This is a genomic window from Pseudomonas sp. ATCC 43928 (genome assembly GCF_005938665.2).
Taxonomy (GTDB): domain Bacteria; phylum Pseudomonadota; class Gammaproteobacteria; order Pseudomonadales; family Pseudomonadaceae; genus Aquipseudomonas.
This window is the reverse complement of the sequence record NZ_CP041753.1, coordinates 1,345,001-1,371,414: the sequence shown is the minus strand read 5'-3', so window position 1 is coordinate 1,371,414 and position 26,414 is coordinate 1,345,001. Positions and strand designations below refer to the sequence as shown.

Genomic DNA, 26,414 nt, shown 5'->3' with positions numbered 1-26,414 from the left:
TGTATTACAGACCCGTAGCAGCAAGCTACAAGCACCGGAGCACAATGCTTGATCCTGCCGTTACATGGTCTGACTGACCTTGGCGCAGGAAGGTTCCCACAAAAAACACTTCAATTTCGGCTGGCCAGGCGCTTGTCCTGAGCAGCATTGCGCAACGCCGCGATAACACAGGGCTCCAGGCGTCCTTCAGCGATCAGCACGTCACGGTGCAAGCCGTCGACGACATCCGTCAGCAGACGTTTATCGGTTAACTGGGCCTGATTGAACAGCCGTTCGACCACGATAGCGCCGGTCGCACTCTTGAGCGTCACCAGGCATTCGCCATGGGCACCCGATGGGGCCAACGTGACTTGGTACGGGCTCAGAGCCTCGCCGAGCAATAGACTGATACTTTCCATCTCGATCACCACTCAATAGTCCGCAAACAAAGTGCCTGGGGCGTATCCACAGTAAATGACCCCAGGCCCGAGAAGAAAGTTCTGGATTCCAACGGCAGGCGCACCGGCGCCTCTGGTGGATGAAGCATGCCCGGAAAAGATGACAGTAAAAAAACAGCCGCGTTTAAACCCTTTCACCCGAGACACTTGCCTTGTAGCAGCTGCTACAGGCATTGCGCTTTACGCCTGCCTTGTCTCCGCTTGGCCAGATCGGTCCATCCGCCCAGCAGTCCTCGCAATTGACCGTCGGCACTGTAAAACGGCACCGTCCACTGATAGATGTCCCTGACGCCGTCCTTGAACATCAACTGACGTTCGCTGAAGCGGGTCTTGCGCGTACCGAGCTGGGCCATGAACTCGGCGTGCAGTTGCTCGGCGGTTTCTTTGGGCAAGACATCGAGTTCGATCAGTCGACGCCCCTGAATCTGGTCGAAACGGGTCGACAACCCCTCTTCATAACTCTTGTTGCACATGATCAAGCGCCCCTCCAGATCACGCACGAACATCGGATCGGGCATGGCGTCTATCAAGGCATGCTGGAAGGCGAGCTGGTCATTGAGGTCTTTTTCGGCGTCCCGACGTTGCTGGATCAACACCGTGAGTCGCCGGTTCCACAGCAGGGATAGCAGCGCAAAAACACTGGCGAAAAAAACGCTCCAACAGCCCCATTCGGTTATTTGCTGCCAGGTCGAAGGCGTCTGTACGGGAACAATGCCATCGAGCCACTTCAAGCGAATCGCGCGTAACTCGGCAGGCGGAAACGCTTCGAGCGCCTTGTTGAGGATGCTCAACAATTGCGGCTGCCCTTTGCGTAGCGCCAGATGATCAGCCTCCCATTTACCCTCCACCGTATCGCCCACCTTGAGCTGCCCGGACGGATAGAGCTGCGCCCCGGTTTCATTCTCGATGGTGGCGTAGGCTTCGCCGCTTTCGACCAACGCCCTGGCCTCGGCGTAGGTTTTGACCGAACGTAGCTCGATGGCCGGATAGTCGCGACGAATGGTCGCCTCCAGCGCATGCCGGGCTGGCAGCACCAGTACTCTTTTCGACAGTTGCTGCATGGATTGCACCGCTGGCGCGCCCGCTCGCCCGACGAACACCCAGCCCGCACCACCGAACGCATGACTGAAATCCAGGAACTCCTTGCGCTCCTCACTCATTGCCAGTGTGGTGCTAATGTCTGCCGCGCCGCTTTCCAGCCGCTCCAGCAATTGATCGGTGGAAAACGTCTCTTCATGGAGGAACTTCAGCCCTGTCATGGCGCTGATGCGGTTGAGCACATCGTTGTTCAACCCGCTCCAGTGTCCATGCTCATCCTTGAACAGATACAACGGGTACTGCGCCGACGCGACGGTGACCGTCGGATGTTCCGCAATCCATTGCAGCTCCTGAGCGTCTAGCCCGATAGCGGCCTCGGCGACCGTCCCCCGAGGCTCATAAGCCGCCAATTGCGCCGCCAGCCCCCATTGAGCAACGCTCATGGCGCCGACCAGAAATACCCAGCACGCAGCTGGTTTAAACCCTCTAAAAAACAGCATTGCCACTTCCTTGGTGATCGTCTCGCCCGCCCTTCATGGGCGGCTCTTCATTTACGAAACCCGACAAGTGTGGCATGCAAAAATGAGAAAGCCCGTCAGGAGACGGGCTTCAAAATGTGACAGTTTTTACCGGTTACAGTGGCTTGCCGCGGTTGCCATGCTGACTGACAAAGGCCTGCACGGCTTTCAGGTCATTCGGCAACACGGTGCAACGCTCGTCTCGCTCAAACAAATCAGAAAGATGTGCAGGTAGTTCGAGTGCTTTTCCTACACCGGCTTTTTCCACCGCGTCCGGGAATTTGACCGGATGAGCCGTGCCCAGGATCACCATCGGAATATCCAGGCTGCGACGGCATTCGCGCGCGGCCTTCACGCCGATGGCGGTGTGCGGGTCCAGCAGCTCGCCGGTTTGCTCGAAGACTTCGGCAATGGTTTCGCAGGTTTGGGCGTCATCCACGGCCAGCGAATCGAACAGCTTGCGCGCCTCGGTCCAGCGTTCCTGCTCGACGCTGAAACCGCCGCCCTGCTTGAAGGTGTCCATCAAACCGGCAATCGCCGCGCCGTTGCGACCGTGCAGGTCGAACAGCAGGCGTTCGAAGTTCGACGAGACCATGATGTCCATGGACGGCGACAGCGTGGCGTGCAGGGTTTCCTTGACGTACTGATTGCCGCTCATGAAGCGGTGCAGGATGTCGTTGCGGTTGGTGGCGACGATCAACTGGTTGATCGGCAGGCCCATGTTGCGCGCCAGGTAACCGGCGAAGATATCGCCGAAGTTGCCGGTCGGCACCGAGAACGATACCGAACGCGCCGGGCCACCCAGTTGCAGGGCTGCGTGGAAGTAGTAAACGATCTGGGCCATGATCCGCGCCCAGTTGATCGAGTTCACCGCTACCAGGCGAGTGCCCTTGAGGAAGCTCTGGTCGGCGAAGCTCGCCTTGACCATTTCCTGGCAGTCATCGAAGTTGCCTTCGATGGCGATGTTATGGATGTTCTCGCCGAAGATGGTGGTCATCTGGCGACGCTGCACTTCGGACACGCGGTTGTGTGGATGCAGGATGAAGATGTCAACGTTTTCGCAATGCTTGCAGCCTTCGATGGCCGCCGAACCGGTGTCACCGGAGGTAGCGCCGACGATCACCACGCGCTCACCGCGTTTTTCCAGCACATAGTCGAGCAGGCGACCGAGCAGTTGCAGGGCGAAGTCCTTGAACGCCAGGGTCGGGCCGTGGAACAGCTCCAGCACCCATTCGTTGCTGTTCAGCTGACGCAACGGCGCCACGGCGTTGTGGGAAAACACGCCGTACGTTTCTTCAAGAATCTTTTTGAAATCGGCATCGGGGATGCTGCCGGTGACGAACGGGCGCATCACCCGGAAGGCCAGTTCGTGATACGGCAGGCCGGCCCAGGAAGCGATTTCTTCCTGAGTGAAACGTGGCAGGTTTTCCGGGACGTACAGACCGCCGTCGGTGGCTAGACCGGCCAGCAGGACGTCTTCGAAATTCAGGGCCGGTGCCTGGCCGCGGGTACTGATGTAACGCATGACTGACTCCAATGGACAGTGTTCGCAATGCCGGGCCCGCGTGCGGGCCCGGTGAACGATAACGGCTTAGTTCAGGTGCTCGACGCGGATCCGTACAACCGGACCGACCACGCCCGCCAAGGCTTCCAGGGCAGCGATCGCATCGTTGATGTGCTGTTCCAGCACACGATGGGTCAGCAGGATCATCGGCACCAGGCCGTCGTGTTCCTCGACTTCCTTCTGCATGATCGATTCGATGTTGATGCCGCGCTCCGACAGGATGCTCGCCACCTGGGCCAACACGCCCGGATGGTCCTTGGCCTGAATGCGCAGGTAGTAAGCGCTTTCGCAGGCTTCGATCGGCAGGATCGGGTGGGCCGACAGCGAATCCGGCTGGAAGGCCAGGTGCGGTACACGGTTTTCCGGGTCGGAGGTCATGGCGCGAACCACGTCCACCAGATCGGCGATTACCGACGAAGCGGTCGGTTCCATACCGGCGCCAGCACCGTAGAACAGGGTCGAACCGGCAGCATCACCGTTGACCATCACCGCGTTCATCACGCCGTTGACGTTGGCGATCAGGCGATCGGCCGGGATCAGCGTCGGGTGCACGCGCAACTCGATACCGGCCGCGGTGCTGCGCGCCACGCCCAGGTGCTTGATGCGATAGCCCAGCGCTTCGGCGTAGTTCACGTCAGCGGTGGTCAGCTTGGTGATGCCTTCGGTGTAGGCCTTGTCGAATTGCAGCGGAATGCCGAACGCGATGGACGCCAGGATCGTCAGCTTGTGGGCTGCGTCGATGCCTTCGACGTCGAACGTCGGGTCGGCTTCGGCGTAACCCAGGGCTTGCGCTTCGGCCAGCACGTCTTCGAAGGTCCGGCCCTTCTCACGCATTTCGGTGAGGATAAAGTTGCCGGTGCCGTTGATGATGCCGGCCACCCAGTTGATACGGTTGGCGGACAGGCCTTCACGGATCGCCTTGATCACCGGGATGCCGCCGGCCACGGCCGCTTCGAACGCAACGATCACGCCCTTCTCGCGAGCCTTGGCGAAAATTTCATTACCGTGAACGGCAATCAGTGCCTTGTTCGCGGTGACCACATGCTTGCCATTCTCGATGGCCTTGAGTACCAGCTCGCGGGCAACGGTATAGCCGCCCATCAGCTCTATGACGATGTCGATCTCAGGGTTCGTGGCCACTTCGAAGACATCGTTGGTAATCGCAATACCGGTCGTCTGGAACTGAGGCTTTGGCGTGCGCATGGCAATTTGTGCCACTTCGATTCCACGCCCGGCACGACGAGCAATTTCCTCGGCGTTGCGCTGAAGTACGTTGAAGGTACCGCCACCGACGGTCCCTAACCCACAGATGCCTACTTTGACCGGTTTCACTGTGAACTCCCCATAAAACGGCCGACTCGAGGCCGGCCGTGAAAACAGCCGCAGGTTCGCGGCTCTCTATTGATGGCCCGGCAAATGTTGCCGCCGGACCACGCTCGTCAAAGGCTGGCCGTGACGATGCGAATTTACTTCGCGCCCAGTGCCAGTTTGGCGACTTGTGGCGCAGGCTGGTAGCCCGGAATGACCTGACCGTCAGCCAAAACGATGGCCGGTGTACCGTTCACGCCAATCGACTGACCGAGGGCAAACTGCTTGGACACCGGGTTATCGCACTTGGCGGCCTTGATTTCCTTGCCATCGACCATTTTGTCCATGGCGGCTTTCTTGTCTTTCGAACACCACACGGCTTGCAGTTGCTCGTCACCCGGCGAGCCCAGGCCCTGGCGCGGGAACGCAACATAACGCACTTCGATGCCGCGCTTGTTCAGCTCAGGCACTTCGGCGTGCAGCTTGTGGCAATACGGGCAAGTGGTGTCGGTGAACACGGTGATGTGCGACTTGGTTTCGCCGATGGCCGGGTAGACCACGGTTTCAGCCACAGGAATGCCATTGATCAGTTTGGCAATGCCCAGGCGTTCGGTCTTCTCGGTCAGGTTGACCGGTTTACCGTCCTTGAGCTGGAACAGGTAGCCCTGAACCACGTATTGGCCGTCGGCGCTGGCGTAAAGCACGCGGCTGCCCTTGAGCTTGACTTCGTACAGACCTGGCAGCGGGCTGGCGGTGATGGTTTCGACCGGCACGTCGAGCTGGAGGTTTTCCAGGCTTTTACGAATGGCTTGGTCGGCCGCGTCATCGGCGACGGCAAAGGTGCTGACCAACGCAATGGCTGCAGCGGCGAAAATCTGGGTCAGACGCATGAGAACTCCTGAAGGCGGACAAATGGGACGATCAGAACGCCCGTGCCGAAACACCGGGTCATAACCGCCCATCGTGCAAACCGGCAAAGCCTACCACATAAGGCCCGTGTGGCGAGGGGGCTTGCCCCCGTTGGGTTGCGAAGCAGCCCCTCTTTGGCGATCCCTATCCGACATATGGACCGAGGCGTGAGGCTTGACGACTGCTGCGCAGCCGAACGGGGGCAAGCCCCCTCGCCACAGGGTTTGTAACCATCCCGCATTGATTAGCCTCTGGGGTGATGCTTGGCATGCAGATCCTGCAAGCGCGCCCGGGCGACGTGAGTATAGATCTGGGTGGTGGAGAGATCGCTGTGGCCGAGCAACATTTGCACCACCCGAAGGTCGGCACCGTGGTTGAGCAGGTGCGTGGCGAAGGCATGACGCAAGGTATGCGGCGACAGCGATTTGCCGATCCCGGCGACCTTGGCCTGGTGCTTGATGCGATGCCAGAAGGTCTGGCGGGTCATCTGCTCACCGCGCAGGCTGGGGAACAGCACATCGCTGGGACGCCCGCCCAGCAACTCGCCACGGGCATCGCGCATGTAACGCTCGACCCAGACAATCGCCTCCTCGCCCATCGGCACCAGCCGCTCCTTGCTGCCCTTGCCCATCACCCGCAGCACGCCCTGGCGCAGGTTGACCTGTTCCAGCGTCAGGCTGATCAGCTCCGTCACCCGCAAGCCACACGCGTAAAGCACCTCAAGCATGGCGCGATCACGCTGACCGATGGCCTCGCTCAAGTCCGGCGCAGCCAGCAAGGCCTCCACATCGGCTTCCGACAAGGATTTAGGCAATGGCCTACCCATTTGCGGCATATCCACGCGCAGGGTCGGATCCACGGCAATCAGCTTTTCCCGCAACAAATAGCGATAGAAACCACGCACACCGGAAAGGAATCGCGCCGTAGAACGGGGTTTGTAGTTTTGCTCCAGGCGCCAGGCCAAGTGATCGAGGATCAACTCGCGCCCGGCGTTGATCAGCTCCAGGCCCTTCTCCTGCAACCAGCCGTTGAACAAAGCCAGGTCGCTGCGATAGGCATCGCGGGTGTTATCGGAAAGGCCTTTCTCCAGCCACAGGGCGTCGAGGAACTGGTCTATCAGGGGATGATCGATGGCAGGCATGGGGGCTCAGGACTGGCGGGCAAAAGGCCGCAAAAATGAAGAGTCTTGCATAACACGTTGAAGGTGACACATGAAATTCGGGCACAAAAAAAGCATCCCTTGCGGGATGCTTCTTTTTGAGTAGACGCTCAGCTCATTACCGGGCCGGTTCGTTCTGCCCCAGGATCAGCTTGCCATCCTTGTCGACCGGAATCTGATTGCCTGGATCGCGATCCATCCGCACCTTGCCTTCCTTGCCGTCCAGCGAATAACGAACGTCGTAGCCTACGACCTTGTCGCTGATGTCATTGACCGTGTTACAGCGAGTCTGAGTCGTGGTGTAGGTGTCACGCTCCTGCATGCCTTCCTGCACCTTGTTACCCGCATAACCGCCGCCGACCGCACCGGCCACTGTGGCGATTTTCTTGCCTGTACCGCCGCCGATCTGATTGCCCAACAGGCCACCAGCCAGGGCGCCGACCACCGTACCGGCGATCTGGTGTTGGTCTTTCACCGGCGCTTGCCGGGTCACCGTAACGTCCTTGCACACTTCACGTGGAGTCTTGATTTGTGTCTTGACCGGTTCAACGGCCAGCACTTGTGCATACTCAGGGCCGCTTTTAACCAGTTTGTAGGTGGCAACAGCACCACCGGCAGTCACACCGACAGCACCCAATACCGCACCAACCAGCAACGACTTGTTCACATGAACCTCCTGGCTATAACAGACGGGACAAACCCGCGCTTCTCCCAGCCTTGGAGCATGAAAAAAGGCGCGAGTTCAACACTCGCGCCTTCTCGGCTTGCAGCAGGAAAAAGATAACCGTTATGGACGGTCGTCGACTTCCTTCTCGCTCGTCGCCACAGGAATCAGGTCTTCGCTGTTCAGGTTCAGCCAGATCAGCACCACGTTCGCGATGTAGATCGAGGAGTAAGTACCCGCCAGAACACCGATGAACAGGGCAATGGAGAAACCGAACAGGTTGTCGCCACCGAAGAACAACAGGGCCGCGATCGCCAGCAAGGTGGAGATCGACGTCGCCATGGTCCGCAGCAGGGTTTGCGTGGTCGAGATGTTGATGTTCTCGATCAGGCTGGCCTTGCGCAGGACGCGGAAGTTCTCACGAACCCGGTCGAATACCACGATGGTGTCGTTGAGCGAGTAACCGATGATCGCCAGCACCGCCGCCAGCACCGTCAGGTCGAAGGTGATCTGGAAGAACGACAGGATACCGACGGTCACGATAACGTCGTGGATCAAGGACACGATCGCACCGACCGCAAACTTCCACTGAAAGCGGAAAGCCAGGTAGATCAGGATGCCGCCCAGCGCCATCAGCATGCCGAGGCCGCCCTGGTCACGCAGTTCTTCACCGACCTGCGGGCCGACGAACTCGACACGCTTGACCTGAGCCGGGTTGTCGCCGCCGACTTTCTGCAGCGCTTCAGCCACCTGGTGACCCAGTTGCGGGTCTTCGCCAGGCATGCGCACCAGAAGATCGGTAGTCGCACCGAAGTTCTGCACGATGGCTTCGTGATAACCGGCTGTAGCCAGTTGCTCACGCACCTTGGTGACATCGGCCGGACGCTCGTAGGTCAGCTCGATGAGCGTACCGCCGGTGAAGTCCAGGCCCCAGTTCATGCCCTTATGAAAGACACTGAACATTGCCAGCGCGGTAAGGAACAATGTGACGCCGAACGCAAAGTTGCGAACGCCCATGAAGTTGATTGTACGTAACATGGCAGCCCCTTAAATCCACAACTTCTTGAAGTCACGACCGCCGAAGATCAGGTTGACCATCGCGCGGGTCACCATGATGGCCGTGAACATCGAGGTAAAGATCCCGAGGGACATGGTCACGGCGAACCCTTTGACTGGGCCGGTGCCCATGGCAAAGAGAATCCCGCCCACCAACAAAGTTGTCAGGTTGGCGTCGAGAATCGCGGTGAATGCCCGGCCGAAGCCTTCGTTGATTGCCCGTTGTACGGTCATGCCCGCCGCGATCTCTTCACGTATCCGCGAGAAGATCAGGACGTTGGCGTCGACCGCCATACCCATGGTCAATACGATACCGGCGATACCCGGCAGGGTCAGCGTTGCACCCAGCAGCGACATCAAGGCCAGCAGCATCACCATGTTCACTGCCAGCGCGACGGTGGCGATGAGGCCGAAGAAGCGGTAGATGGCCATGATGAACAGCGAGACAAACAGCATGCCCCACAACGAAGCATCGATACCTTTGGTGATGTTGTCGGCACCCAGGCTTGGGCCAATGGTGCGCTCTTCAGCGAAGTACATCGGAGCCGCCAGACCACCGGCACGCAGCAACAGCGCCAGCTCGGACGATTCGCCCTGGCCGTTCAGGCCAGTGATGCGGAACTGGGCACCCAGCGGCGACTGGATGGTCGCCAGGCTGATGATCTTCTTCTCTTCCTTGAACGTCTGGACCGGCACGTCTTTCTCGACGCCGTTGACCACTTGCTTGACGTAAGTGGTGACCGGACGCTGTTCGATGAAGATCACCGCCATGCTGCGGCCGACGTTGCTGCGAGTCGCACGACTCATCAGCTCGCCACCGTGACCATCCAGACGGATGTTCACTTCTGGCGTACCGTGCTCGCCGAAGCCCGCCTTGGCGTCAGTCACCTGGTCACCGGTGATGATCAGGCCACGCTCGATCAGAGCCGGAGGACGCTTGCCTTCACGGAACTCGAATTCCTCGGAAGTGGCTTTCGAAGCGCCAGGCTCAGCCGCCAGACGGAACTCCAGGTTGGCCGTCTTGCCGAGGATACGCTTGGCTTCTGCGGTGTCTTGCACGCCCGGCAGCTCAACCACGATGCGGTTGGCGCCCTGGCGCTGAACGATAGGTTCGGCAACACCCAGCTCGTTGACGCGGTTACGTACCGTGGTCAAGTTCTGCTTGATGGAGTATTCGCGGATTTCCGCCAGCTTGGCCGGGGTCATCGCCAGACGCAGTACCGGTTGGCCATTGAGGTCGGCCGGAACAATGTCGAAATCGTTGAAGTTCTTGCGGATCAGCGCACGGGCCTGTTCGCGGGAGTCTTCATCAGTGAAGCCCAGCTGAATGGCACCGCCCAGTTGCGGCAGGCTGCGATAGCGCAGTTTCTCTTTGCGCAACAGGCTCTTCACATCGCCTTCGTAGACTTTCAGGCGTGCGTCGAGGGCTTTGTCCATGTCCACTTCCAGCAGGAAGTGCACACCACCGGACAAGTCCAGACCCAGCTTCATCGGGTGCGCGCCCAGGCTGCGCAGCCATTGCGGGGTGGTTTGCGCCAGGTTCAGTGCAACGACGTAGTCATCGCCCAATGCCTTGCGCACAACGTCTTTGGCTGGCAACTGGTCTTCAGCCTTGACCAGGCGAATCAGACCGCCCTTGCCGTTTGCCGCCAGCGTGGCCGCCTTGACGTTGATCCCGGATTCCTTGAGCGCGGTGCTCACACGGTCCAGATCAGCCTGATTGACTTGCAGCGCAGTGCTTGCACCGCTGACCTGAATGGCCGGGTCGTCAGGATATAGATTGGGAGCGGAATAAATCAGACCGACCGCCAGCACCGCCAGGATCAGAATGTATTTCCACAGAGGGTATTTGTTCAGCATCACGCCGCCCGCTTATGACGCGGGGCGCCTTGCGCGCCCCGTCGATTGAGTAGAAGTTGTAACTTAGATCGCTTTGAGCGTGCCTTTTGGCAGCGTGGCGGCGATGGCGCCTTTCTGGAACTTCATTTCAACGGTGTCGGAAACTTCCAGAACCACGAAGTCGTCGGACACTTTGGTGATTTTGCCGGCGATACCACCGGTGGTCACAACTTCGTCACCTTTTTGCAGGCTGCTCAGCAGGTTCTTCTGCTCTTTGGCGCGCTTGGCCTGTGGACGCCAGATCATCAGGTAGAAGATGACCAGGAAACCGACTAGGAAAATCCACTCAAAGCCGCCGCCCATCGGGCCTGCCGCAGGTGCAGCAGCGTCAGCCATGGCATTAGAGATAAAAAAGCTCATTTAGCACTCCAGTTGCAAATGTTGAATCTTGGGGTCAGAAAACTCAGTCCAAAGGCGGAACAGGCAACCCGCGTTTGGCGTAGAAGGCATCGACAAAGGCGGCCAATGTACCCTGTTGAATAGCCTCGCGCAAACCAGCCATAAGCACTTGATAATGGCGCAAGTTATGGATGGTATTGAGCATGCTTCCCAGCATTTCGCCGCACTTGTCCAGGTGATGCAGATAAGCGCGGGAGAAGTTCTGGCAGGTATAGCAATCGCAGGTCGGATCCAGCGGCGAATCATCATGGCGATGGAACGCGTTACGGATCTTCAGCACGCCTGTATCAATGAACAGATGCCCGTTGCGGGCATTACGGGTTGGCATCACGCAATCGAACATGTCCACACCGCGGCGCACACCCTCAACCAGATCTTCCGGTTTGCCAACGCCCATAAGGTAACGAGGTTTGTCAGCCGGCATCTGACCCGGCAGGTAATCGAGCACCTTGATCATCTCGTGCTTGGGCTCGCCCACCGACAGACCGCCGATGGCCAGGCCGTCGAAGCCGATCTTGTCGAGGCCTTCCAAGGAGCGCATGCGCAGATCCTGGTGCATGCCGCCCTGCACGATGCCGAACAACGCCGCCGTGTTGTCGCCATGGGCGTTTTTCGAACGCTGAGCCCAGCGCAACGACAGCTCCATCGATACGCGAGCGACGTCTTCGTCGGCCGGGTACGGGGTGCATTCGTCGAAAATCATCACAATGTCGGAGCCCAGGTCACGCTGGACCTGCATCGACTCTTCCGGGCCCATGAACACTTTGGCGCCGTCGACCGGAGAAGCGAAGGTCACGCCCTCCTCCTTGATCTTGCGCATGGCGCCCAGGCTGAACACCTGGAAACCGCCGGAGTCGGTCAGAATCGGGCCTTTCCACTGCATGAAATCGTGCAGGTCGCCGTGCTTCTTGATCACTTCGGTGCCAGGACGCAGCCACAAGTGGAAGGTGTTGCCCAGAATGATTTCCGCGCCGGTGGCGACGATATCCCGCGGCAGCATGCCCTTGACCGTACCGTACGTGCCCACCGGCATGAACGCCGGGGTCTCGACGGTACCGCGCGGGAAGGTCAAACGACCGCGACGCGCCTTGCCGTCAGTAGCAAGCAACTCAAACGACATACGACTTTGGCGACTCATTCTTTGTCCTCAGGGCCACGTGGTGCGGGATTACGGGTGATAAACATCGCATCACCGTAGCTGAAAAAGCGGTATTCGTTGTCGACGGCGGCTTTATAAGCGGCCATGGTCTCGGGATAACCGGCGAACGCCGAAACCAGCATCAACAGCGTGGATTCGGGCAAATGGAAGTTGGTGACCAGGGCATCGACCACATGAAACGGCCGGCCTGGGTAGATAAAGATATCGGTGTCGCCACTGAACGGCTTGAGCACGCCATCGCGCGCGGCACTTTCCAGGGAACGCACGCTGGTGGTCCCCACGGCCACCACACGACCGCCGCGAGCGCGGCAGGCCGCAACGGCATCGACCACGTCCTGGCCGACTTCCAGCCATTCGCTGTGCATGTGGTGATCTTCGATCTTCTCCACACGCACTGGCTGGAAAGTGCCTGCGCCGACGTGCAAGGTCACGAATGCGGTCTCGACGCCCTTGGCGGCAATCGCCTCCATCAGCGGCTGATCGAAATGCAGCCCCGCCGTCGGCGCCGCCACCGCGCCCAGGCGCTCGGCGTACACCGTCTGATAACGCTCGCGGTCCGAGCCTTCATCCGGGCGGTCTATATAAGGAGGCAACGGCATGTGCCCGACACGGTCGAGCAGCGGCAACACCTCTTCGGCAAACCCCAGTTCGAACAACGCATCGTGACGCGCCAGCATCTCGGCCTCGCCACCGCCGTCGATCAAAATCTTCGAGCCGGGCTTGGGCGATTTGCTGGAACGCACATGGGCCAGCACGCGATGACTGTCGAGCACCCGCTCCACCAGAATTTCCAGCTTGCCGCCGGAAGCTTTCTGGCCAAACAGCCGCGCCGGAATCACCCGGGTATTGTTGAACACCATCAAATCGCCTGGGCGCAAATGCTCAAGCAAATCAGTGAATTGACGGTGTGCCAGGGCGCCGCTGACCCCATCCAGGGTCAACAGGCGACTACCGCGACGCTCGGCCAAAGGATGGCGAGCAATCAGCGAATCAGGGAGCTCGAAGGTAAAGTCAGCAACGCGCATGATGGGGTTCGTCTAGCAGGGCCGGGAAGTCTAGCGGAAATATCAAAAATTCTCCATGTACCTGATTGACCAGCGGTATTCACCTCTCTATACTTCGCCGCCATTGAGCCCTGATGGCGGAATTGGTAGACGCGGCGGATTCAAAATCCGTTTTCGAAAGGAGTGGGAGTTCGAGTCTCCCTCGGGGCACCAAAATTAAGAAAGGTCTTGCTTTGCAAGGCCTTTTTTTTCGTCTGTAGAAAAGCCATTGCCCGCACCGCTGTCGTGTAGGGGCCGCCGAAGGTTGCGATCTTTTGATCTTGCTTCTCTTACGCACGTCCCGCACCGGCGGAACATTTCACAAGGATTCCCTCATGGAATTGCAGCTGGAAACTGTTGCCCTCTTCTCTCTCAAACTGGCTTACGAGACGGAAGATTCAAGTCCGATTTTGCGTGACGATCTGGTCATGGGTGATTACCAGCGGGATGTGTTTGAGTTGCTGGTACGTCGGGGGGATGTTGAGGCGATTCAGTTGAAAGTGGATGAGTGTGTGGGATTGGCGCTGGAAGCCATCGGTGGTGTGGATAAGCCGTTGGGGCGGGAGTTGCAGAGGTTGGCGGTTGAATTTGCCGGGATTCAGACGATTGAGCAGCTTGATGTCCCGCTCGTTGCGCTCAAGGATTATTTGAAAGACATTCAATAAATTAAGGTTGGGCGACCCAAAAAGCGGTAGCGCTCGGTAGCCGGACCGAGTTGGTCGCCACGTCTTATCCAATAATAAATCTGCCCCCTTTTCCCCAGAAGCCAGCTAAATCCCGAACAGTTTCCGAGGGAACCCTGTTTCATCCGGGAACCCCATCGCTTTGAAAGTGCAGCCCGGCATAGAAGGCTTGGTGTCTATCAGATCCGCAACTTCGCGGATCCAGGTCGAAGTTGGTGCAATTCTCTGCAGCAGAAACCAAATGACCGCGACTAATCCGTACAGCCGCTTGAGCGCATATTGATCCAGCCCCAACGTCTGAAAATACGGGGCGGCGTGGACCGCTAACGGGTTGGGCGAAGCCTGATTCCAGATACGCGTATGGTGCGCACAGCGGTTGCGCAAATGGCTGGTTTGCTGCATCCATCGACTGAGCATCTTGGCGTTGTTCAAGCCGAGGCGCGTGAGTATGAGATTTTAATACTTGCTATTGAGCAGCTCGAAAAACTCCGAGAGATCCCCGAAATCCCATGCCTCCACCGCGACCCATACGGGAATGGACTTACCGGCTCGCAAGTGCCAATGAATACAGTCCTCTTTACTCCGTGCAATGTGCGACTGTTGCTTCACACTCCACTCTGTCCACTTGTTTCGCGTATTGCCACGGCGGTCCGTGTACGGTTGAGTCCATTTGTGCAGAATGAATTTCACATTGGCGTAGGCCATCGGGTCGTGATATCCAACCTCGTGAGCCATCACCGTCTTGAGGTTAACCTCCAGACGCTCGACTGCATCCAGCATCAGCATTCGCAATCGTTTATCGAACCTGTAAAGGTCTACGATCGTGTCGAAAGAGGTGGCGACCTGGAAAGTGTCGAGACGAAAAGGCTTGCCCGTAACCGAGCAGACGTCTTGCTGCAGGCCGTTCATCTTGAACTCTCGCGCCGGGTACCAGTAACCGCTGAGACGGTAATACCCTAGCTGCGCGAGCTTGCGTTCTGCACGAGACGGGTCATGGATTTCCATACCCCTGCTGGCCAGCAACGCAACCAAATCAGCGTATGTACGGAACGGCTTCGGAGGGGCTGGGCTAGACAACTTCCATGTTCCAGAAACAAGAAGGCCCGAACGTAATGCCGGACTAAGCCAGCACCAGAGGATCGGGCGCGATTGGGATGCTTGTGAGCAGCCTAAAACAGAGTGCTGCGGATTGTTGTCAGGCCATTCCGAAATAGCGGTAGGGATATTATCTCCGTCATCGGAGGTGGCCAATAACCGATCAATCAGACGCATCTGCTCCCTGAAATCCCCCACGGATCTGATGCTGTTTCTCACCAGTAATGCTTGCTATACATCCTCCATCGACAAGCCCTCAAAGCATTGAGCCAGTGCGTGAGCGCCCCACGCCCCGCTCATCTAGACTTAATGGATAGTCGTAGGCAGAACCGAACACGTCGCTTTGGTGCGGATGATTCAAAGGCGGCGTGGCAAGCTGCGTGATATGCCTGAAGAGGTGCGGCAAAGACCGCGCCGGGCACAACAAGATGCCCACTCAGGGTGCCCTGGCCAACGGCCTGAAAATGCCACGAAACCGTGACGTGGTGTGAACGCCGCAGCCGACACTTTCGGACGACCGACAACCGCCTGGTTTGTCCGTGACCGTGAGGAATGCTGTATGTCTGATGAGATGTTGCACCTGCCTATGGTCAACAGCCTGCTGGAGCGCCACAAGGGTTTGCCCGGCGCATTGTTGCCGATCCTTCATGAAATTCAGGAGGGCATCGGTTATATCCCCGATGCCGCCGTTCCCGAGATTGCCCACGCCCTCAACCTGAGTCAGGCCGAGGTTCGCGGGGTGATCAGCTTCTACCATGACTTCCGTACCGCGCCTCCTGCCCGACATATCCTGCGTCTGTGCCGGGCCGAGTCCTGCCAGAGCCGCGGCGCCGAGCAGCTCGCGGCGCAATTGCGCGACCGCCTGCAACTGGACGACCACGGCAGCAGTGCCGACGGCAACATCAGTCTGCGCCCGGTGTATTGCCTCGGCGCCTGCGCCTGCTCGCCTGCCCTGGAGCTGGATGGTCAGGTGCATGCGCGGCTCACTGCCGAACGCCTGGATGCCCTGCTCAACGCTTGCCAGGAGGACGCATGATGCCGACGCTTTATCTGCCCTGTGATTCTCTTGCCCGTGCCGTAGGCGCCGATGAGGTGGCCGTGGCCCTGACCACTCAGGCCCGGGAGCGCGGTCTGCCGCTGGACTTGCAACGCACCAGCTCGCGCGGCCTGTACTGGCTGGAACCGCTGCTGGAAATGGACAGCCCGCAAGGTCGTATCGGCTTCGGCCCGCTGACCGCTGCCGATGTGCCGTCCGTGCTCGATGCGCTGCAAGGCGAGCCGTCCGCTCATCCGCTGGCCTTGGGGCTGGTGGAGGAGTTGTCTTATCTGAAGAGCCAACAACGCCTGCTGTTCGCCCGCGCCGGTATTACCCGGCCGCTGTCGTTGGAGGATTACCGGGCTCACGGCGGCTTCGAGGGCTTGACCCAGGCCATCGCTCTGGGCGGCGAGCAGACCGCGACTGCAGTATTCGATTCGGGCCTGCGTGGCCGTGGCGGCGCGGCTTTCCCGGCCGGGATCAAATGGCGCACGGTGCGCGCTACCCAAGCGACGCAGAAATACATTGTGTGCAACGCCGACGAAGGCGACTCCGGCACCTTTGCCGACCGCATGTTGATGGAAGGCGACCCCTTCCTGCTGATCGAAGGCATGGCCATTGCCGGCATCACCGTCGGCGCCAGCTACGGCTACATCTATGTGCGCTCGGAATATCCACAGGCCGTGGCCACCTTGCGCGAGGCGCTGGACATCGCCCGGGCCGCCGGTTACCTCGGCGCCAATGTCGGCGGCAGCGGATTGGCCTTCGACATGGAAGTGCGTGTCGGTGCCGGCGCTTACATCTGCGGTGAGGAAACCGCACTGCTGGACTCCCTCGAAGGCAAGCGCGGGATCGTCCGCGCCAAGCCGCCAATCCCGGCCTTGCAGGGCCTGTTCGGCCTGCCGACCCTGGTGCACAACGTGCTGACGCTGGCCTCGGTGCCAATGATTATGGCCAAGGGCGCGCAGTTCTATCGCGACTACGGCATGGGCCGTTCCCTGGGCACCATGCCCTTCCAGCTGGCGGGTAATATTCGTCACGGCGGTCTGGTGGAACGGGCCTTTGGCCTGACCCTGCGGGAATTGGTGGAAGACTACGGCGGCGGGACCGCCAGTGGCCGGCCGCTGAAGGCCGCGCAGGTTGGCGGCCCTCTCGGTGCGTGGGTGCCACCCTCGCAATTCGACACGCCGCTGGATTACGAAGCCTTCGCCGCCATCGGCGCAATGCTCGGTCACGGTGGTGTGGTGGTGGCTGACGACAGCCTGGACATGGCCCACATGGCGCGCTTCGCCATGCAGTTCTGCGCCGAGGAATCCTGTGGCAAATGCACCCCATGCCGTATCGGCTCGACCCGGGGCGTTGAGGTGATCGACCGCCTGCTCGCTGCGCCTGACCAGAACGGTCGCGATGAGCAGGCGATCATCCTCAAGGACCTGTGCGACACAATGCAATACGGTTCGCTGTGCGCGTTGGGCGGCATGACCTCCTATCCGGTCGTCAGCGCCCTCAAGCACTTCCCCGCCGACTTCGGTCTGCAAGCCTCGGAGGCCGAGCAATGATCACTGTATTCGACCCGAAAACCGATATGGATCTGGGTACCCCGGCCCGCGAAAGCCAGGTGCAAGTCACCCTGAACATCGACGGCCAAAGCATCAGCGTGCCCGAAGGCACCTCGGTGATGCGCGCCGCTGCGCTGCTGGGCACCACCATTCCCAAATTATGCGCCACCGACAGCCTGGAAGCGTTCGGCTCCTGCCGCATGTGCCTGGTGGAAATCGACGGCATGCGCGGCTACCCCGCATCCTGCACCACGCCGGTCAGCGAAGGCATGACCGTGCACACCCAGACGCCGAAGCTCGCGACCCTGCGCCGCAACGTCATGGAGCTGTACATCTCCGATCACCCGCTGGATTGCCTGACCTGCTCGGCCAACGGCAACTGCGAGCTGCAAACCGTCGCCGGCCAGGTCGGCCTGCGGGAAGTGCGTTACGGCTATGAGGGCGAGAACCATCTGGACGACGTGAAGGACACGTCCAACCCGTACTTCGACTACGACCCGAGCAAGTGCATCGTCTGCAACCGCTGCGTGCGCGCCTGCGAAGAAACCCAGGGTACGTTTGCCCTGACCATTACCGGGCGCGGGTTCGAATCCCGGGTCGCGGCCGCCGGTGGCGAGGACTTCCTCGACTCGGAATGCGTGTCCTGCGGCGCCTGTGTGCAAGCCTGCCCGACCGCGACGCTGATGGAAAAAAGTGTGGTCGAACTGGGTCAGCCCGAACACAGTGTGATCACCACCTGCGCCTATTGCGGTGTGGGCTGTTCGTTCCGCGCCGAGATGAAAGGCGACCAACTGGTGCGCATGGTTCCAGACAAGAACGGCCAGGCCAACCACGGCCACTCCTGCGTCAAGGGGCGCTTTGCCTGGGGCTACGCGACTCACCCGGATCGCATCACCAAGCCGATGATCCGCAAGTCCATTAACGACCCTTGGCAGGAAGTCAGCTGGGATGAAGCGGTGACTTACGCCGCCAGCGAATTCCGCCGGTTGCAGCAAAAATACGGCCGCGATTCCATTGGTGGCATCACCTCCAGCCGTTGCACCAACGAAGAAACCTACCTGGTGCAAAAACTGGTGCGCGCCGCGTTCGGCAACAACAACGTCGACACCTGTGCGCGGGTCTGCCACTCACCGACCGGCTATGGCCTGAAACAAACCCTGGGCGAGTCCGCCGGCACACAGAGTTTCGACTCGGTGATGCAGGCTGACGTGATCCTGGTGATGGGTGCCAACCCCAGCGACGCTCACCCGGTGTTCGCCTCCCAGCTCAAGCGCCGCCTGCGTGAAGGCGCGCGACTGATCGTCATCGACCCACGCCGTATTGACCTGGTGGACACGGTGCATGCCCGCGCCGAACTGCACCTGGCCCTGCGTCCGGGCACCAACGTCGCCATGCTCAACGCCCTGGCCCACGTCATCGTCACCGAAGGCTTGCTCAACCAGGCCTTTATCGACGCCCGTTGCGAGGGCAACGATTTCGCCCACTGGAAAGAGTTCGTCAGCCGAGCGGAAAACTCGCCAGAAGCCCTTGGCCCTGTCTGCGGCGTAGAACCTGCCGATATCCGTGCCGCTGCACGCTTGTATGCCACCGGCGGTAACGCGGCGATCTACTACGGCCTGGGCGTCACCGAGCACAGCCAGGGCAGTACCGCGGTCATGGGCATTGCCAACCTGGCCATGGCCACCGGCAACATCGGTCGCGAAGGTGTGGGCGTGAACCCGTTACGTGGGCAGAACAACGTTCAGGGCTCCTGCGACATGGGCTCCTTCCCCCACGAACTGCCCGGTTACCGTCACGTCTCCAACGAGGTGGTACGGACGCAGTTCGAACAGGCCTGGAACGTCACCCTGCAACCCGATCCAGGCCTGCGCATTCCCAACATGTTCGAGTCTGCACTGGCCGGCAGCTTCAAGGGCCTGTACTGCCAGGGCGAAGACATCGCCCAGAGCGACCCCAACACCCAACACGTCACCGCGGCGCTGTCGGCCATGGAATGCATCGTGGTGCAGGACATTTTCCTCAACGAAACCGCCAAGTTCGCCCATGTGTTCCTGCCAGGCGCCTCGTTCCTGGAAAAAGACGGCACCTTCACCAACGCCGAGCGGCGCATCTCCCGGGTACGCAAGGTCATGGAGCCTCTGGGCGGCAAGGCCGACTGGGAAGGCACCGTGGCTCTGGCTAACGCCCTGGGCTATCCGATGAACTACAAGCATCCGTCGGAAATCATGGATGAAATCGCCAGCCTGACGCCGACCTTCACCAACGTCAGCTACGCCGCACTGGATAGTCACGGCAGCCTGCAATGGCCGTGCAACGCCGCGGCACCGGACGGCACCCCAACCATGCACATTGAGGAATTCGTGCGTGGCAAGGGGCGCTTCATGCTCACCGGCTACGTGCCGACCGAGGAGAAGGTCAACAGTCGCTATCCGCTGCTGCTGACCACCGGACGCATCCTCAGCCAGTACAACGTCGGCGCCCAGACCCGGCGTACTGAAAACGTCGCCTGGCACGACGAAGACCGCCTGGAAATCCACCCGACCGACGCCGAGAGCCGTGGGATCAACGAAGGCGATTGGGTCGGCATCGGCAGCCGCGCCGGCCAGACCGTACTGCGGGCACGAGTCACCGAACGGGTTGCCCCAGGCGTGGTGTACACCACCTTCCACTTCCCTGAGTCGGGTGCCAACGTGATCACCACCGACAACTCCGACTGGGCTACCAACTGTCCGGAGTACAAGGTCACCGCCGTGGAGGTCAGCCGCGTCTATCACCCTTCCGAGTGGCAAAAACGCTATCAGGCATTCAGCGACGAACAACAACGCCTGCTCAACGAACGTCGCCATGAACGCAGCACCGGGACAAAAGCCGAGGTACGCCGATGAGTACGGAAAACCTGATCAAGATGGTCAACCAGATCGCCCAATACTTTGCCAGCGAACCGGATCAGCAACAGGCCGTGCTCGGCGTGCGCAATCATCTGCAGATGTACTGGACGCCCGGCATGCGCAAGGAGTTGCTGGCCTGGCAGACGACGCATCAGGGAGCAGACTTGCACCCGCTGGCGCAGGCGGCGGTCAGTGGCGCGGGCTGGGAGGCTTAGGTTTACAGATCCCTTGGCCTGTTGAGACGGGCCAAGGGAGCGTTCCAGCGTTTTTAACGTCGCTCCTGTATTCAAATGAGTGACGGAGCCAAACGCAGCCAAAATCCACATCAGTCAGCAACATCCTTCGGCATAATCCCATCGGCTTGATATCGTGTTGCCATCGCCTCATCTCATCAAAGATGACCAATGGCGGTTTCAGGGTTATTGCGAACAAGGAAAAGGATTGAATGCTGCTAATTGGCGTATTGGTGTTCCTCGCTGCGACAGTGGGGATGTGGATTTGGGTGGTGAAGAACCGCGGAGCTGTGAATCTATGGCTCGCCAACCTGGCAGGTGCCGTGGGTAGTTTTATTGTCGGGATAGCGGTGCTGGTTTTGTTCAATAGATGGCTTGCCCCCGGAGAAGCCTCCTCAGCACGGATCGTTTTATACGTACTCTATACGTTGATGGCGGTTATGGGCGCCTTCGTCGGCACATGGCTCTTGGTGATTGCCAGACTCAAGCAGTCTGAACACCCCGCCTTCCGTCATTTGATTGCCGGGACGTGTAGTCTGTTGGCGGCAGCGATCACTTTGGTAGTGTGGTCAGTAATCCTCCTCCCCAGCAAATGAGTATCCCCCCGGCAATTGCTGAACTTCAGCCTGGGCCTGCATGATCATCGCCGGCGAGAGTCCTTGCCCGTCGGCGTGAAACTTCCGGAAGTCAGGCTCGTACGTAGACCCAGGCACTGATGCCGGACTTGAGGGTCACACTGACGCGTTTGTAGTCCGCCACCTCGTATTCGTCGGCCGCGACCAGCTCTTGGGCCGTGATCTCGAAAACAGTGCCGGCGATCTCGTCCGACAGGTCGCCACTCTCCTGCACGATCGGATGATGGCTTTTCCCACTCGCCGCCAACACCACCGGATCGGTTATCTCGACCAAGTTCTGCTTGTAACCTGGCAGGCTGTCCAGACGCCCTTTCAACTCGCGCCCGAAGGTGGACAGCTGAACGGCCCGGTCCTGCAAAGTACCGTAGGAGAACAGCAGAACCGGTTGCTCTGTTTGGTTTGGCATGAGGTTTCCTTGATCAGATAAGCAAGTCTTCGTAGAACGCTCCGAAAGGGCGCTCAGGGTGGGCGATCTGGATTTCCAGAATCCACAGGCCGGTCGTTGGGCACTTGTCTAAATCCCCGAGGTCGCCACCACGGTGAATGGCATGAGGGAAATCGCTGACTCTGTGGCCCTTGATGTCCAGGTTGAGCTTCCACCCCATGGCTTGCGCCTGGTCGGCCGCATAGCGGTAAAGCTCCATGCCGGAAACCCGCTCGCTGCGCCAAAAGCCTTCGACCCGATTGAAAAGCTCCCGGGAGGCCGCAGCACAGGCGATCATTTCCGGGTCGGAACCGGTGGTGAACGTCGCCCCTGCATCACCTTCGTGCCCTTGCCAGACCGCGCCCATGTCGACGAAGAAAATATCTTCGTCACCCAACACAGGATCGCCATCGGAGCGCTGTTTGAACGTCTTGAGCGTATTGGCGCCAAAGCGGATCAGCAGCGGGTGCCAGATGCGATCCATGCCAAGTTCCGACAGAACCTGTTTACCCAGTGACTGGGCTTCGGACTCGCGCATGCCGGGAGAAACAACCCGGGCAATCTGTTCGATGGCCTTCCAGGTCATCTGCTGCGCATGGCGCATCGTTTCCAACGTGTAATGCTCGCCTACTGCTTCTTTACCGCTCAGGGCCGCTGTCATCGATCATTCCTTTTGTACGAATTCTCGCTATATATTTTCATATACTGCGATATTCGGTAAAAAAGATATAGCCATGATCCAGGCTGAAGAAACTTTCCTGCGGACAAAACAAAACCCCTACCTGCATACGCAGATAGGGGTTTCGGAATTTAATCTTGACGATGACCTACTCTCACATGGGGAAACCCCACACTACCATCGGCGATGCATCGTTTCACTTCTGAGTTCGGGATGGGATCAGGTGGTTCCAATGCTCTATGGTCGTCAAGAAATTCGGGTACCGAACCGTCTTTCGACGCTTCAGCAAATTGGGTATGCGATAGTTTGTGCGGCTTTTGTGAATGCTTGCGAACTTTCGGTTCATTGCGTCTTCACACACCGCAATCTGGTGTCCTTTCGGATCAGCAAATTGCTTGGGTGTTATATGGTCAAGCCTCACGGGCAATTAGTATTGGTTAGCTCAACGCCTCACAGCGCTTACACACCCAACCTATCAACGTCGTAGTCTTCGACGGCCCTTCAGGGGACTCAAGGTCCCAGTGAGATCTCATCTTGAGGCTAGTTTCCCGCTTAGATGCTTTCAGCGGTTATCTATTCCGAACATAGCTACCCGGCAATGCCACTGGCGTGACAACCGGAACACCAGAGGTTCGTCCACTCCGGTCCTCTCGTACTAGGAGCAGCCCCTCTCAAATCTCAAACGTCCACGGCAGATAGGGACCGAACTGTCTCACGACGTTCTAAACCCAGCTCGCGTACCACTTTAAATGGCGAACAGCCATACCCTTGGGACCGGCTTCAGCCCCAGGATGTGATGAGCCGACATCGAGGTGCCAAACACCGCCGTCGATATGAACTCTTGGGCGGTATCAGCCTGTTATCCCCGGAGTACCTTTTATCCGTTGAGCGATGGCCCTTCCATACAGAACCACCGGATCACTAAGACCTACTTTCGTACCTGCTCGACGTGTCTGTCTCGCAGTCAAGCGCGCTTTTGCCTTTATACTCTACGACCGATTTCCGACCGGTCTGAGCGCACCTTCGTACTCCTCCGTTACTCTTTAGGAGGAGACCGCCCCAGTCAAACTACCCACCATACACTGTCCTCGATCCGGATAACGGACCTGAGTTAGAACCTCAAAGTTGCCAGGGTGGTATTTCAAGGATGGCTCCACGCGAACTGGCGTCCACGCTTCAAAGCCTCCCACCTATCCTACACAAGCAAATTCAAAGTCCAGTGCAAAGCTATAGTAAAGGTTCACGGGGTCTTTCCGTCTAGCCGCGGATACACTGCATCTTCACAGCGATTTCAATTTCACTGAGTCTCGGGTGGAGACAGCGCCGCCATCGTTACGCCATTCGTGCAGGTCGGAACTTACCCGACAAGGAATTTCGCTACCTTAGGACCGTTATAGTTACGGCCGCCGTTTACCGGGGCTTCGATCAAGAGCTTCGCGTTAGCTAACCCCATCAATTAACCTTCCGGCACCGGGCAGGCGTCACACCCTATACGTCCACTTTCGTGTTTGCAGAGTGCTGTGTTTTTAATAAACAGTCGCAGCGGCCTGGTATCTTCGACCGGCGTGGGCTTACGCAGCAAGTGCTTCACCCTCACCGGCGCACCTTCTCCCGAAGTTACGGTGCCATTTTGCCTAGTTCCTTCACCCGAGTTCTCTCAAGCGCCTTGGTATTCTCTACCCAACCACCTGTGTCGGTTTGGGGTACGGTTCCTGGTTACCTGAAGCTTAGAAGCTTTTCTTGGAAGCATGGCATCAACCACTTCGTGTTCTAAAAGAACACTCGTCATCAGCTCTCGGCCTTAGAATCCCGGATTTACCTAAGATTCCAGCCTACCACCTTAAACTTGGACAACCAACGCCAAGCTGGCCTAGCCTTCTCCGTCCCTCCATCGCAATAACCAGAAGTACAGGAATATTAACCTGTTTTCCATCGACTACGCTTTTCAGCCTCGCCTTAGGGACCGACTAACCCTGCGTCGATTAACGTTGCGCAGGAAACCTTGGTCTTTCGGCGTGGGTGTTTTTCACACCCATTGTCGTTACTCATGTCAGCATTCGCACTTCTGATACCTCCAGCAAGCTTCTCAACTCACCTTCACAGGCTTACAGAACGCTCCTCTACCGCATCACCTAAGTGATACCCGTAGCTTCGGTGTATGGTTTGAGCCCCGTTACATCTTCCGCGCAGGCCGACTCGACTAGTGAGCTATTACGCTTTCTTTAAAGGGTGGCTGCTTCTAAGCCAACCTCCTAGCTGTCTAAGCCTTCCCACATCGTTTCCCACTTAACCATAACTTTGGGACCTTAGCTGACGGTCTGGGTTGTTTCCCTTTTCACGACGGACGTTAGCACCCGCCGTGTGTCTCCCATGCTCGGCACTTGTAGGTATTCGGAGTTTGCATCGGTTTGGTAAGTCGGGATGACCCCCTAGCCGAAACAGTGCTCTACCCCCTACAGTGATACATGAGGCGCTACCTAAATAGCTTTCGAGGAGAACCAGCTATCTCCGAGCTTGATTAGCCTTTCACTCCGATCCACAGGTCATCCGCTAACTTTTCAACGGTAGTCGGTTCGGTCCTCCAGTCAGTGTTACCTAACCTTCAACCTGCCCATGGATAGATCGCCCGGTTTCGGGTCTATTCCCAGCGACTAGACGCCCTATTAAGACTCGCTTTCGCTACGCCTCCCCTATTCGGTTAAGCTCGCCACTGAAAATAAGTCGCTGACCCATTATACAAAAGGTACGCAGTCACCCAACAAAGTGGGCTCCCACTGCTTGTACGCATACGGTTTCAGGATCTATTTCACTCCCCTCTCCGGGGTTCTTTTCGCCTTTCCCTCACGGTACTAGTTCACTATCGGTCAGTCAGTAGTATTTAGCCTTGGAGGATGGTCCCCCCATATTCAGACAAAGTTTCTCGTGCTCCGTCCTACTCGATTTCATTGACAAGAGATTTTCGCGTACAGGGCTATCACCCACTATGGCCGCACTTTCCAGAGCGTTCCGCTAATCTCAAATCAACTTAAGGGCTAGTCCCCGTTCGCTCGCCACTACTAAGGGAATCTCGGTTGATTTCTTTTCCTCAGGGTACTTAGATGTTTCAGTTCCCCTGGTTCGCCTCTTGCACCTATGTATTCAGTACAAGATAACCATCTTATGATGGCTGGGTTCCCCCATTCAGACATCTCCGGATCAAAGTCTGTTTGCCGACTCCCCGAAGCTTTTCGCAGGCTACCACGTCTTTCATCGCCTCTGACTGCCAAGGCATCCACCGTATGCGCTTCTTCACTTGACCATATAACCCCAAGCAATCTGGTTATACTGTGAAGACGACATTCGCCGAAAATTCGCATGCTCAATTAAGAGCAACTCACAAATTTTACCTTAGCCTGATCCGTTACCAGTGAAAGTAACGTTCAGTCTATCTTTCTATCACATACCCAAATTTTTAAAGAACGATCTAGCCAAAGACTAGAAATCAACATTCACCATCATCACGATGGAATGCTCATTTCTAAGCTTTCAACAACAGAAGCAGTAGTGGTGGAGCCAAACGGGATCGAACCGTTGACCTCCTGCGTGCAAGGCAGGCGCTCTCCCAGCTGAGCTATGGCCCCGTATTTCTACAGGTGTTCCCACACAAAATTGGTGGGTCTGGGCAGATTCGAACTGCCGACCTCACCCTTATCAGGGGTGCGCTCTAACCAACTGAGCTACAGACCCAATTTCGAGCTACTAAGGCCGACCTCACCCTGCTCTTTACCACACAGCATGGGGTGCGCTCTAACCAACACAGCTACAACCTGATACAGGCTGCTTCATATCGTCTTCTTCAATGAATCAAGCAATTCGTGTGGGAACTTATGGAGCAGCTGATGTCGTCGATTAAGGAGGTGATCCAGCCGCAGGTTCCCCTACGGCTACCTTGTTACGACTTCACCCCAGTCATGAATCACACCGTGGTAACCGTCCCCCCGAAGGTTAGACTAGCTACTTCTGGTGCAACCCACTCCCATGGTGTGACGG

At 58.3% G+C, this 26,414-nt stretch carries 20 protein-coding genes, 3 tRNA genes, 3 rRNA genes and 1 pseudogene (1 of these 27 cut by a window edge); 7 read left to right on the top strand and 20 right to left on the bottom strand.

The window, feature by feature from the left end; all coding sequences use genetic code 11:
- Window positions 1-110: 110 nt before the first annotated feature.
- The 12 genes from FFH90_RS06175 to queA form a co-directional block, all read right to left on the bottom strand.
- Complete coding sequence (locus FFH90_RS06175) at window positions 111-398, bottom strand: DUF3509 domain-containing protein (RefSeq protein WP_138866856.1); 288 nt, start codon at window positions 396-398, stop codon at window positions 111-113.
- Window positions 399-601: 203 nt separating this feature from the next.
- Entirely contained in the window at window positions 602-1,975 is a 1,374-nt protein-coding gene (locus tag FFH90_RS06170) for a transporter substrate-binding domain-containing protein (RefSeq protein ID WP_138866855.1), read from the bottom strand.
- A 133-nt stretch (window positions 1,976-2,108) separates the two neighbouring features.
- On the bottom strand, window positions 2,109-3,518 hold the full coding sequence (gene thrC, locus FFH90_RS06165; RefSeq protein ID WP_019651847.1) for a threonine synthase: 1,410 nt from the start codon (window positions 3,516-3,518) through the stop codon (window positions 2,109-2,111).
- A gap of 66 nt (window positions 3,519-3,584) precedes the next feature.
- Window positions 3,585-4,889, bottom strand: coding sequence for a homoserine dehydrogenase (locus tag FFH90_RS06160; RefSeq protein ID WP_018926703.1), 1,305 nt, complete (start codon window positions 4,887-4,889; stop codon window positions 3,585-3,587).
- A 134-nt stretch (window positions 4,890-5,023) separates the two neighbouring features.
- Window positions 5,024-5,755, bottom strand: coding sequence for a DsbC family protein (locus FFH90_RS06155; protein WP_018926704.1), 732 nt, complete (start codon window positions 5,753-5,755; stop codon window positions 5,024-5,026).
- A gap of 263 nt (window positions 5,756-6,018) precedes the next feature.
- Window positions 6,019-6,915 carry a site-specific tyrosine recombinase XerD gene (gene xerD, locus FFH90_RS06150; RefSeq protein WP_138866854.1) on the bottom strand — a complete coding sequence of 299 codons (897 nt, stop codon included), beginning with the start codon at window positions 6,913-6,915 and terminating at the stop codon, window positions 6,019-6,021.
- Between the two features lie 136 nt (window positions 6,916-7,051).
- Window positions 7,052-7,600, bottom strand: coding sequence for a glycine zipper 2TM domain-containing protein (locus tag FFH90_RS06145; RefSeq protein ID WP_018926705.1), 549 nt, complete (start codon window positions 7,598-7,600; stop codon window positions 7,052-7,054).
- A 120-nt stretch (window positions 7,601-7,720) separates the two neighbouring features.
- Window positions 7,721-8,635 (bottom strand): protein translocase subunit SecF, encoded by a 915-nt coding sequence (gene secF, locus FFH90_RS06140; protein WP_018926706.1) that lies wholly within the window; start codon window positions 8,633-8,635, stop codon window positions 7,721-7,723.
- Between the two features lie 9 nt (window positions 8,636-8,644).
- The gene (gene secD, locus FFH90_RS06135; protein ID WP_018926707.1) at window positions 8,645-10,513 is read right to left on the bottom strand and encodes a protein translocase subunit SecD; all 1,869 of its coding nucleotides are present in this window, start codon (window positions 10,511-10,513) and stop codon (window positions 8,645-8,647) included.
- Between the two features lie 63 nt (window positions 10,514-10,576).
- Window positions 10,577-10,912, bottom strand: coding sequence for a preprotein translocase subunit YajC (gene yajC, locus FFH90_RS06130; RefSeq protein WP_007934009.1), 336 nt, complete (start codon window positions 10,910-10,912; stop codon window positions 10,577-10,579).
- 43 nt (window positions 10,913-10,955) lie between these two features.
- On the bottom strand, window positions 10,956-12,071 hold the full coding sequence (gene tgt / locus FFH90_RS06125; RefSeq protein WP_019651852.1) for a tRNA guanosine(34) transglycosylase Tgt: 1,116 nt from the start codon (window positions 12,069-12,071) through the stop codon (window positions 10,956-10,958).
- Window positions 12,072-12,085: 14 nt separating this feature from the next.
- Window positions 12,086-13,135: a tRNA preQ1(34) S-adenosylmethionine ribosyltransferase-isomerase QueA gene (queA, locus tag FFH90_RS06120; protein WP_138866853.1), complete on the bottom strand. Its 1,050-nt coding sequence runs from the start codon at window positions 13,133-13,135 to the stop codon at window positions 12,086-12,088.
- A 107-nt stretch (window positions 13,136-13,242) separates the two neighbouring features.
- Here queA and FFH90_RS06115 point away from each other — a divergent pair.
- Window positions 13,243-13,327: transfer RNA gene (locus FFH90_RS06115), tRNA-Leu, on the top strand.
- A gap of 161 nt (window positions 13,328-13,488) precedes the next feature.
- Complete coding sequence (locus FFH90_RS06110; RefSeq protein WP_138866852.1) at window positions 13,489-13,818, top strand: hypothetical protein; 330 nt, start codon at window positions 13,489-13,491, stop codon at window positions 13,816-13,818.
- 105 nt (window positions 13,819-13,923) lie between these two features.
- On the opposite strand, the pseudogene FFH90_RS30620 reads toward FFH90_RS06110, so the two are convergent.
- A pseudogene (locus FFH90_RS30620) lies at window positions 13,924-14,841 on the bottom strand (Abi family protein).
- A 649-nt stretch (window positions 14,842-15,490) separates the two neighbouring features.
- Here FFH90_RS30620 and FFH90_RS06100 point away from each other — a divergent pair.
- From FFH90_RS06100 to FFH90_RS06075, 5 genes are all read left to right on the top strand, one after another.
- Complete coding sequence (locus tag FFH90_RS06100) at window positions 15,491-15,967, top strand: formate dehydrogenase subunit gamma (RefSeq protein WP_018926718.1); 477 nt, start codon at window positions 15,491-15,493, stop codon at window positions 15,965-15,967.
- Window positions 15,964-17,526 (top strand): NADH-quinone oxidoreductase subunit NuoF, encoded by a 1,563-nt coding sequence (locus FFH90_RS06095; protein WP_178114240.1) that lies wholly within the window; start codon window positions 15,964-15,966, stop codon window positions 17,524-17,526. The genes FFH90_RS06100 and FFH90_RS06095 overlap by 4 nt, the downstream gene beginning before the upstream one ends.
- The gene (gene fdhF / locus FFH90_RS06090; protein WP_138866851.1) at window positions 17,523-20,411 is read left to right on the top strand and encodes a formate dehydrogenase subunit alpha; all 2,889 of its coding nucleotides are present in this window, start codon (window positions 17,523-17,525) and stop codon (window positions 20,409-20,411) included. The genes FFH90_RS06095 and fdhF overlap by 4 nt, the downstream gene beginning before the upstream one ends.
- On the top strand, window positions 20,408-20,629 hold the full coding sequence (locus FFH90_RS06085; RefSeq protein WP_018926721.1) for a formate dehydrogenase subunit delta: 222 nt from the start codon (window positions 20,408-20,410) through the stop codon (window positions 20,627-20,629). Before fdhF ends, FFH90_RS06085 begins: the two co-directional genes overlap by 4 nt.
- Window positions 20,630-20,859: 230 nt before the next feature.
- Entirely contained in the window at window positions 20,860-21,243 is a 384-nt protein-coding gene (locus FFH90_RS06075) for a hypothetical protein (RefSeq protein ID WP_018926722.1), read from the top strand.
- A 91-nt stretch (window positions 21,244-21,334) separates the two neighbouring features.
- On the opposite strand, the gene FFH90_RS06070 is transcribed toward FFH90_RS06075, so the two are convergent.
- From FFH90_RS06070 to FFH90_RS06040, 7 genes are all read right to left on the bottom strand, one after another.
- Window positions 21,335-21,688: a gamma-glutamylcyclotransferase family protein gene (locus FFH90_RS06070; RefSeq protein WP_138866850.1), complete on the bottom strand. Its 354-nt coding sequence runs from the start codon at window positions 21,686-21,688 to the stop codon at window positions 21,335-21,337.
- Window positions 21,689-21,701: 13 nt separating this feature from the next.
- Window positions 21,702-22,367: a M24 family metallopeptidase gene (locus FFH90_RS06065; protein WP_018926724.1), complete on the bottom strand. Its 666-nt coding sequence runs from the start codon at window positions 22,365-22,367 to the stop codon at window positions 21,702-21,704.
- A 153-nt stretch (window positions 22,368-22,520) separates the two neighbouring features.
- Window positions 22,521-22,636, bottom strand: a 5S ribosomal RNA gene (rrf, locus tag FFH90_RS06060).
- A 155-nt stretch (window positions 22,637-22,791) separates the two neighbouring features.
- Window positions 22,792-25,683 (bottom strand): 23S ribosomal RNA (locus tag FFH90_RS06055).
- Window positions 25,684-25,929: 246 nt separating this feature from the next.
- A tRNA-Ala gene (locus FFH90_RS06050) sits at window positions 25,930-26,005 on the bottom strand.
- Window positions 26,006-26,034: 29 nt separating this feature from the next.
- Window positions 26,035-26,111 (bottom strand) — tRNA-Ile (locus FFH90_RS06045).
- A gap of 163 nt (window positions 26,112-26,274) precedes the next feature.
- Window positions 26,275-26,414, bottom strand: a 16S ribosomal RNA gene (locus tag FFH90_RS06040); it runs 1,399 nt beyond the window's last position.
- The 16S, 23S and 5S rRNA genes sit together here with 2 tRNA genes alongside, the layout of an rRNA operon.

Excerpts from the sequence above, each read along its gene's own strand:
- FFH90_RS06100 (WP_018926718.1), top strand. The coding sequence starts at position 15,491 with ATGTCTGATGAGATGTTGCACCTGCCTATGGTCAACAGCCTGCTGGAG.
- FFH90_RS06070 (WP_138866850.1), bottom strand. The coding sequence starts at position 21,688 with ATGCCAAACCAAACAGAGCAACCGGTTCTGCTGTTCTCCTACGGTACT.
- FFH90_RS06170 (WP_138866855.1), bottom strand. The coding sequence starts at position 1,975 with ATGCTGTTTTTTAGAGGGTTTAAACCAGCTGCGTGCTGGGTATTTCTG.
- FFH90_RS06095 (WP_178114240.1), top strand. The coding sequence starts at position 15,964 with ATGATGCCGACGCTTTATCTGCCCTGTGATTCTCTTGCCCGTGCCGTA.
- FFH90_RS06065 (WP_018926724.1), bottom strand. The coding sequence starts at position 22,367 with ATGACAGCGGCCCTGAGCGGTAAAGAAGCAGTAGGCGAGCATTACACG.
- queA (WP_138866853.1), bottom strand. The coding sequence starts at position 13,135 with ATGCGCGTTGCTGACTTTACCTTCGAGCTCCCTGATTCGCTGATTGCT.
- fdhF (WP_138866851.1), top strand. The coding sequence starts at position 17,523 with ATGATCACTGTATTCGACCCGAAAACCGATATGGATCTGGGTACCCCG.
- thrC (WP_019651847.1), bottom strand. The coding sequence starts at position 3,518 with ATGCGTTACATCAGTACCCGCGGCCAGGCACCGGCCCTGAATTTCGAA.
- secD (WP_018926707.1), bottom strand. The coding sequence starts at position 10,513 with ATGCTGAACAAATACCCTCTGTGGAAATACATTCTGATCCTGGCGGTG.
- tgt (WP_019651852.1), bottom strand. The coding sequence starts at position 12,071 with ATGTCGTTTGAGTTGCTTGCTACTGACGGCAAGGCGCGTCGCGGTCGT.
- FFH90_RS06175 (WP_138866856.1), bottom strand. The coding sequence starts at position 398 with ATGGAAAGTATCAGTCTATTGCTCGGCGAGGCTCTGAGCCCGTACCAA.
- secF (WP_018926706.1), bottom strand. The coding sequence starts at position 8,635 with ATGTTACGTACAATCAACTTCATGGGCGTTCGCAACTTTGCGTTCGGC.
- FFH90_RS06075 (WP_018926722.1), top strand. The coding sequence starts at position 20,860 with ATGCTGCTAATTGGCGTATTGGTGTTCCTCGCTGCGACAGTGGGGATG.
- FFH90_RS06110 (WP_138866852.1), top strand. The coding sequence starts at position 13,489 with ATGGAATTGCAGCTGGAAACTGTTGCCCTCTTCTCTCTCAAACTGGCT.
- yajC (WP_007934009.1), bottom strand. The coding sequence starts at position 10,912 with ATGAGCTTTTTTATCTCTAATGCCATGGCTGACGCTGCTGCACCTGCG.
- FFH90_RS06085 (WP_018926721.1), top strand. The coding sequence starts at position 20,408 with ATGAGTACGGAAAACCTGATCAAGATGGTCAACCAGATCGCCCAATAC.
- FFH90_RS06155 (WP_018926704.1), bottom strand. The coding sequence starts at position 5,755 with ATGCGTCTGACCCAGATTTTCGCCGCTGCAGCCATTGCGTTGGTCAGC.
- xerD (WP_138866854.1), bottom strand. The coding sequence starts at position 6,915 with ATGCCTGCCATCGATCATCCCCTGATAGACCAGTTCCTCGACGCCCTG.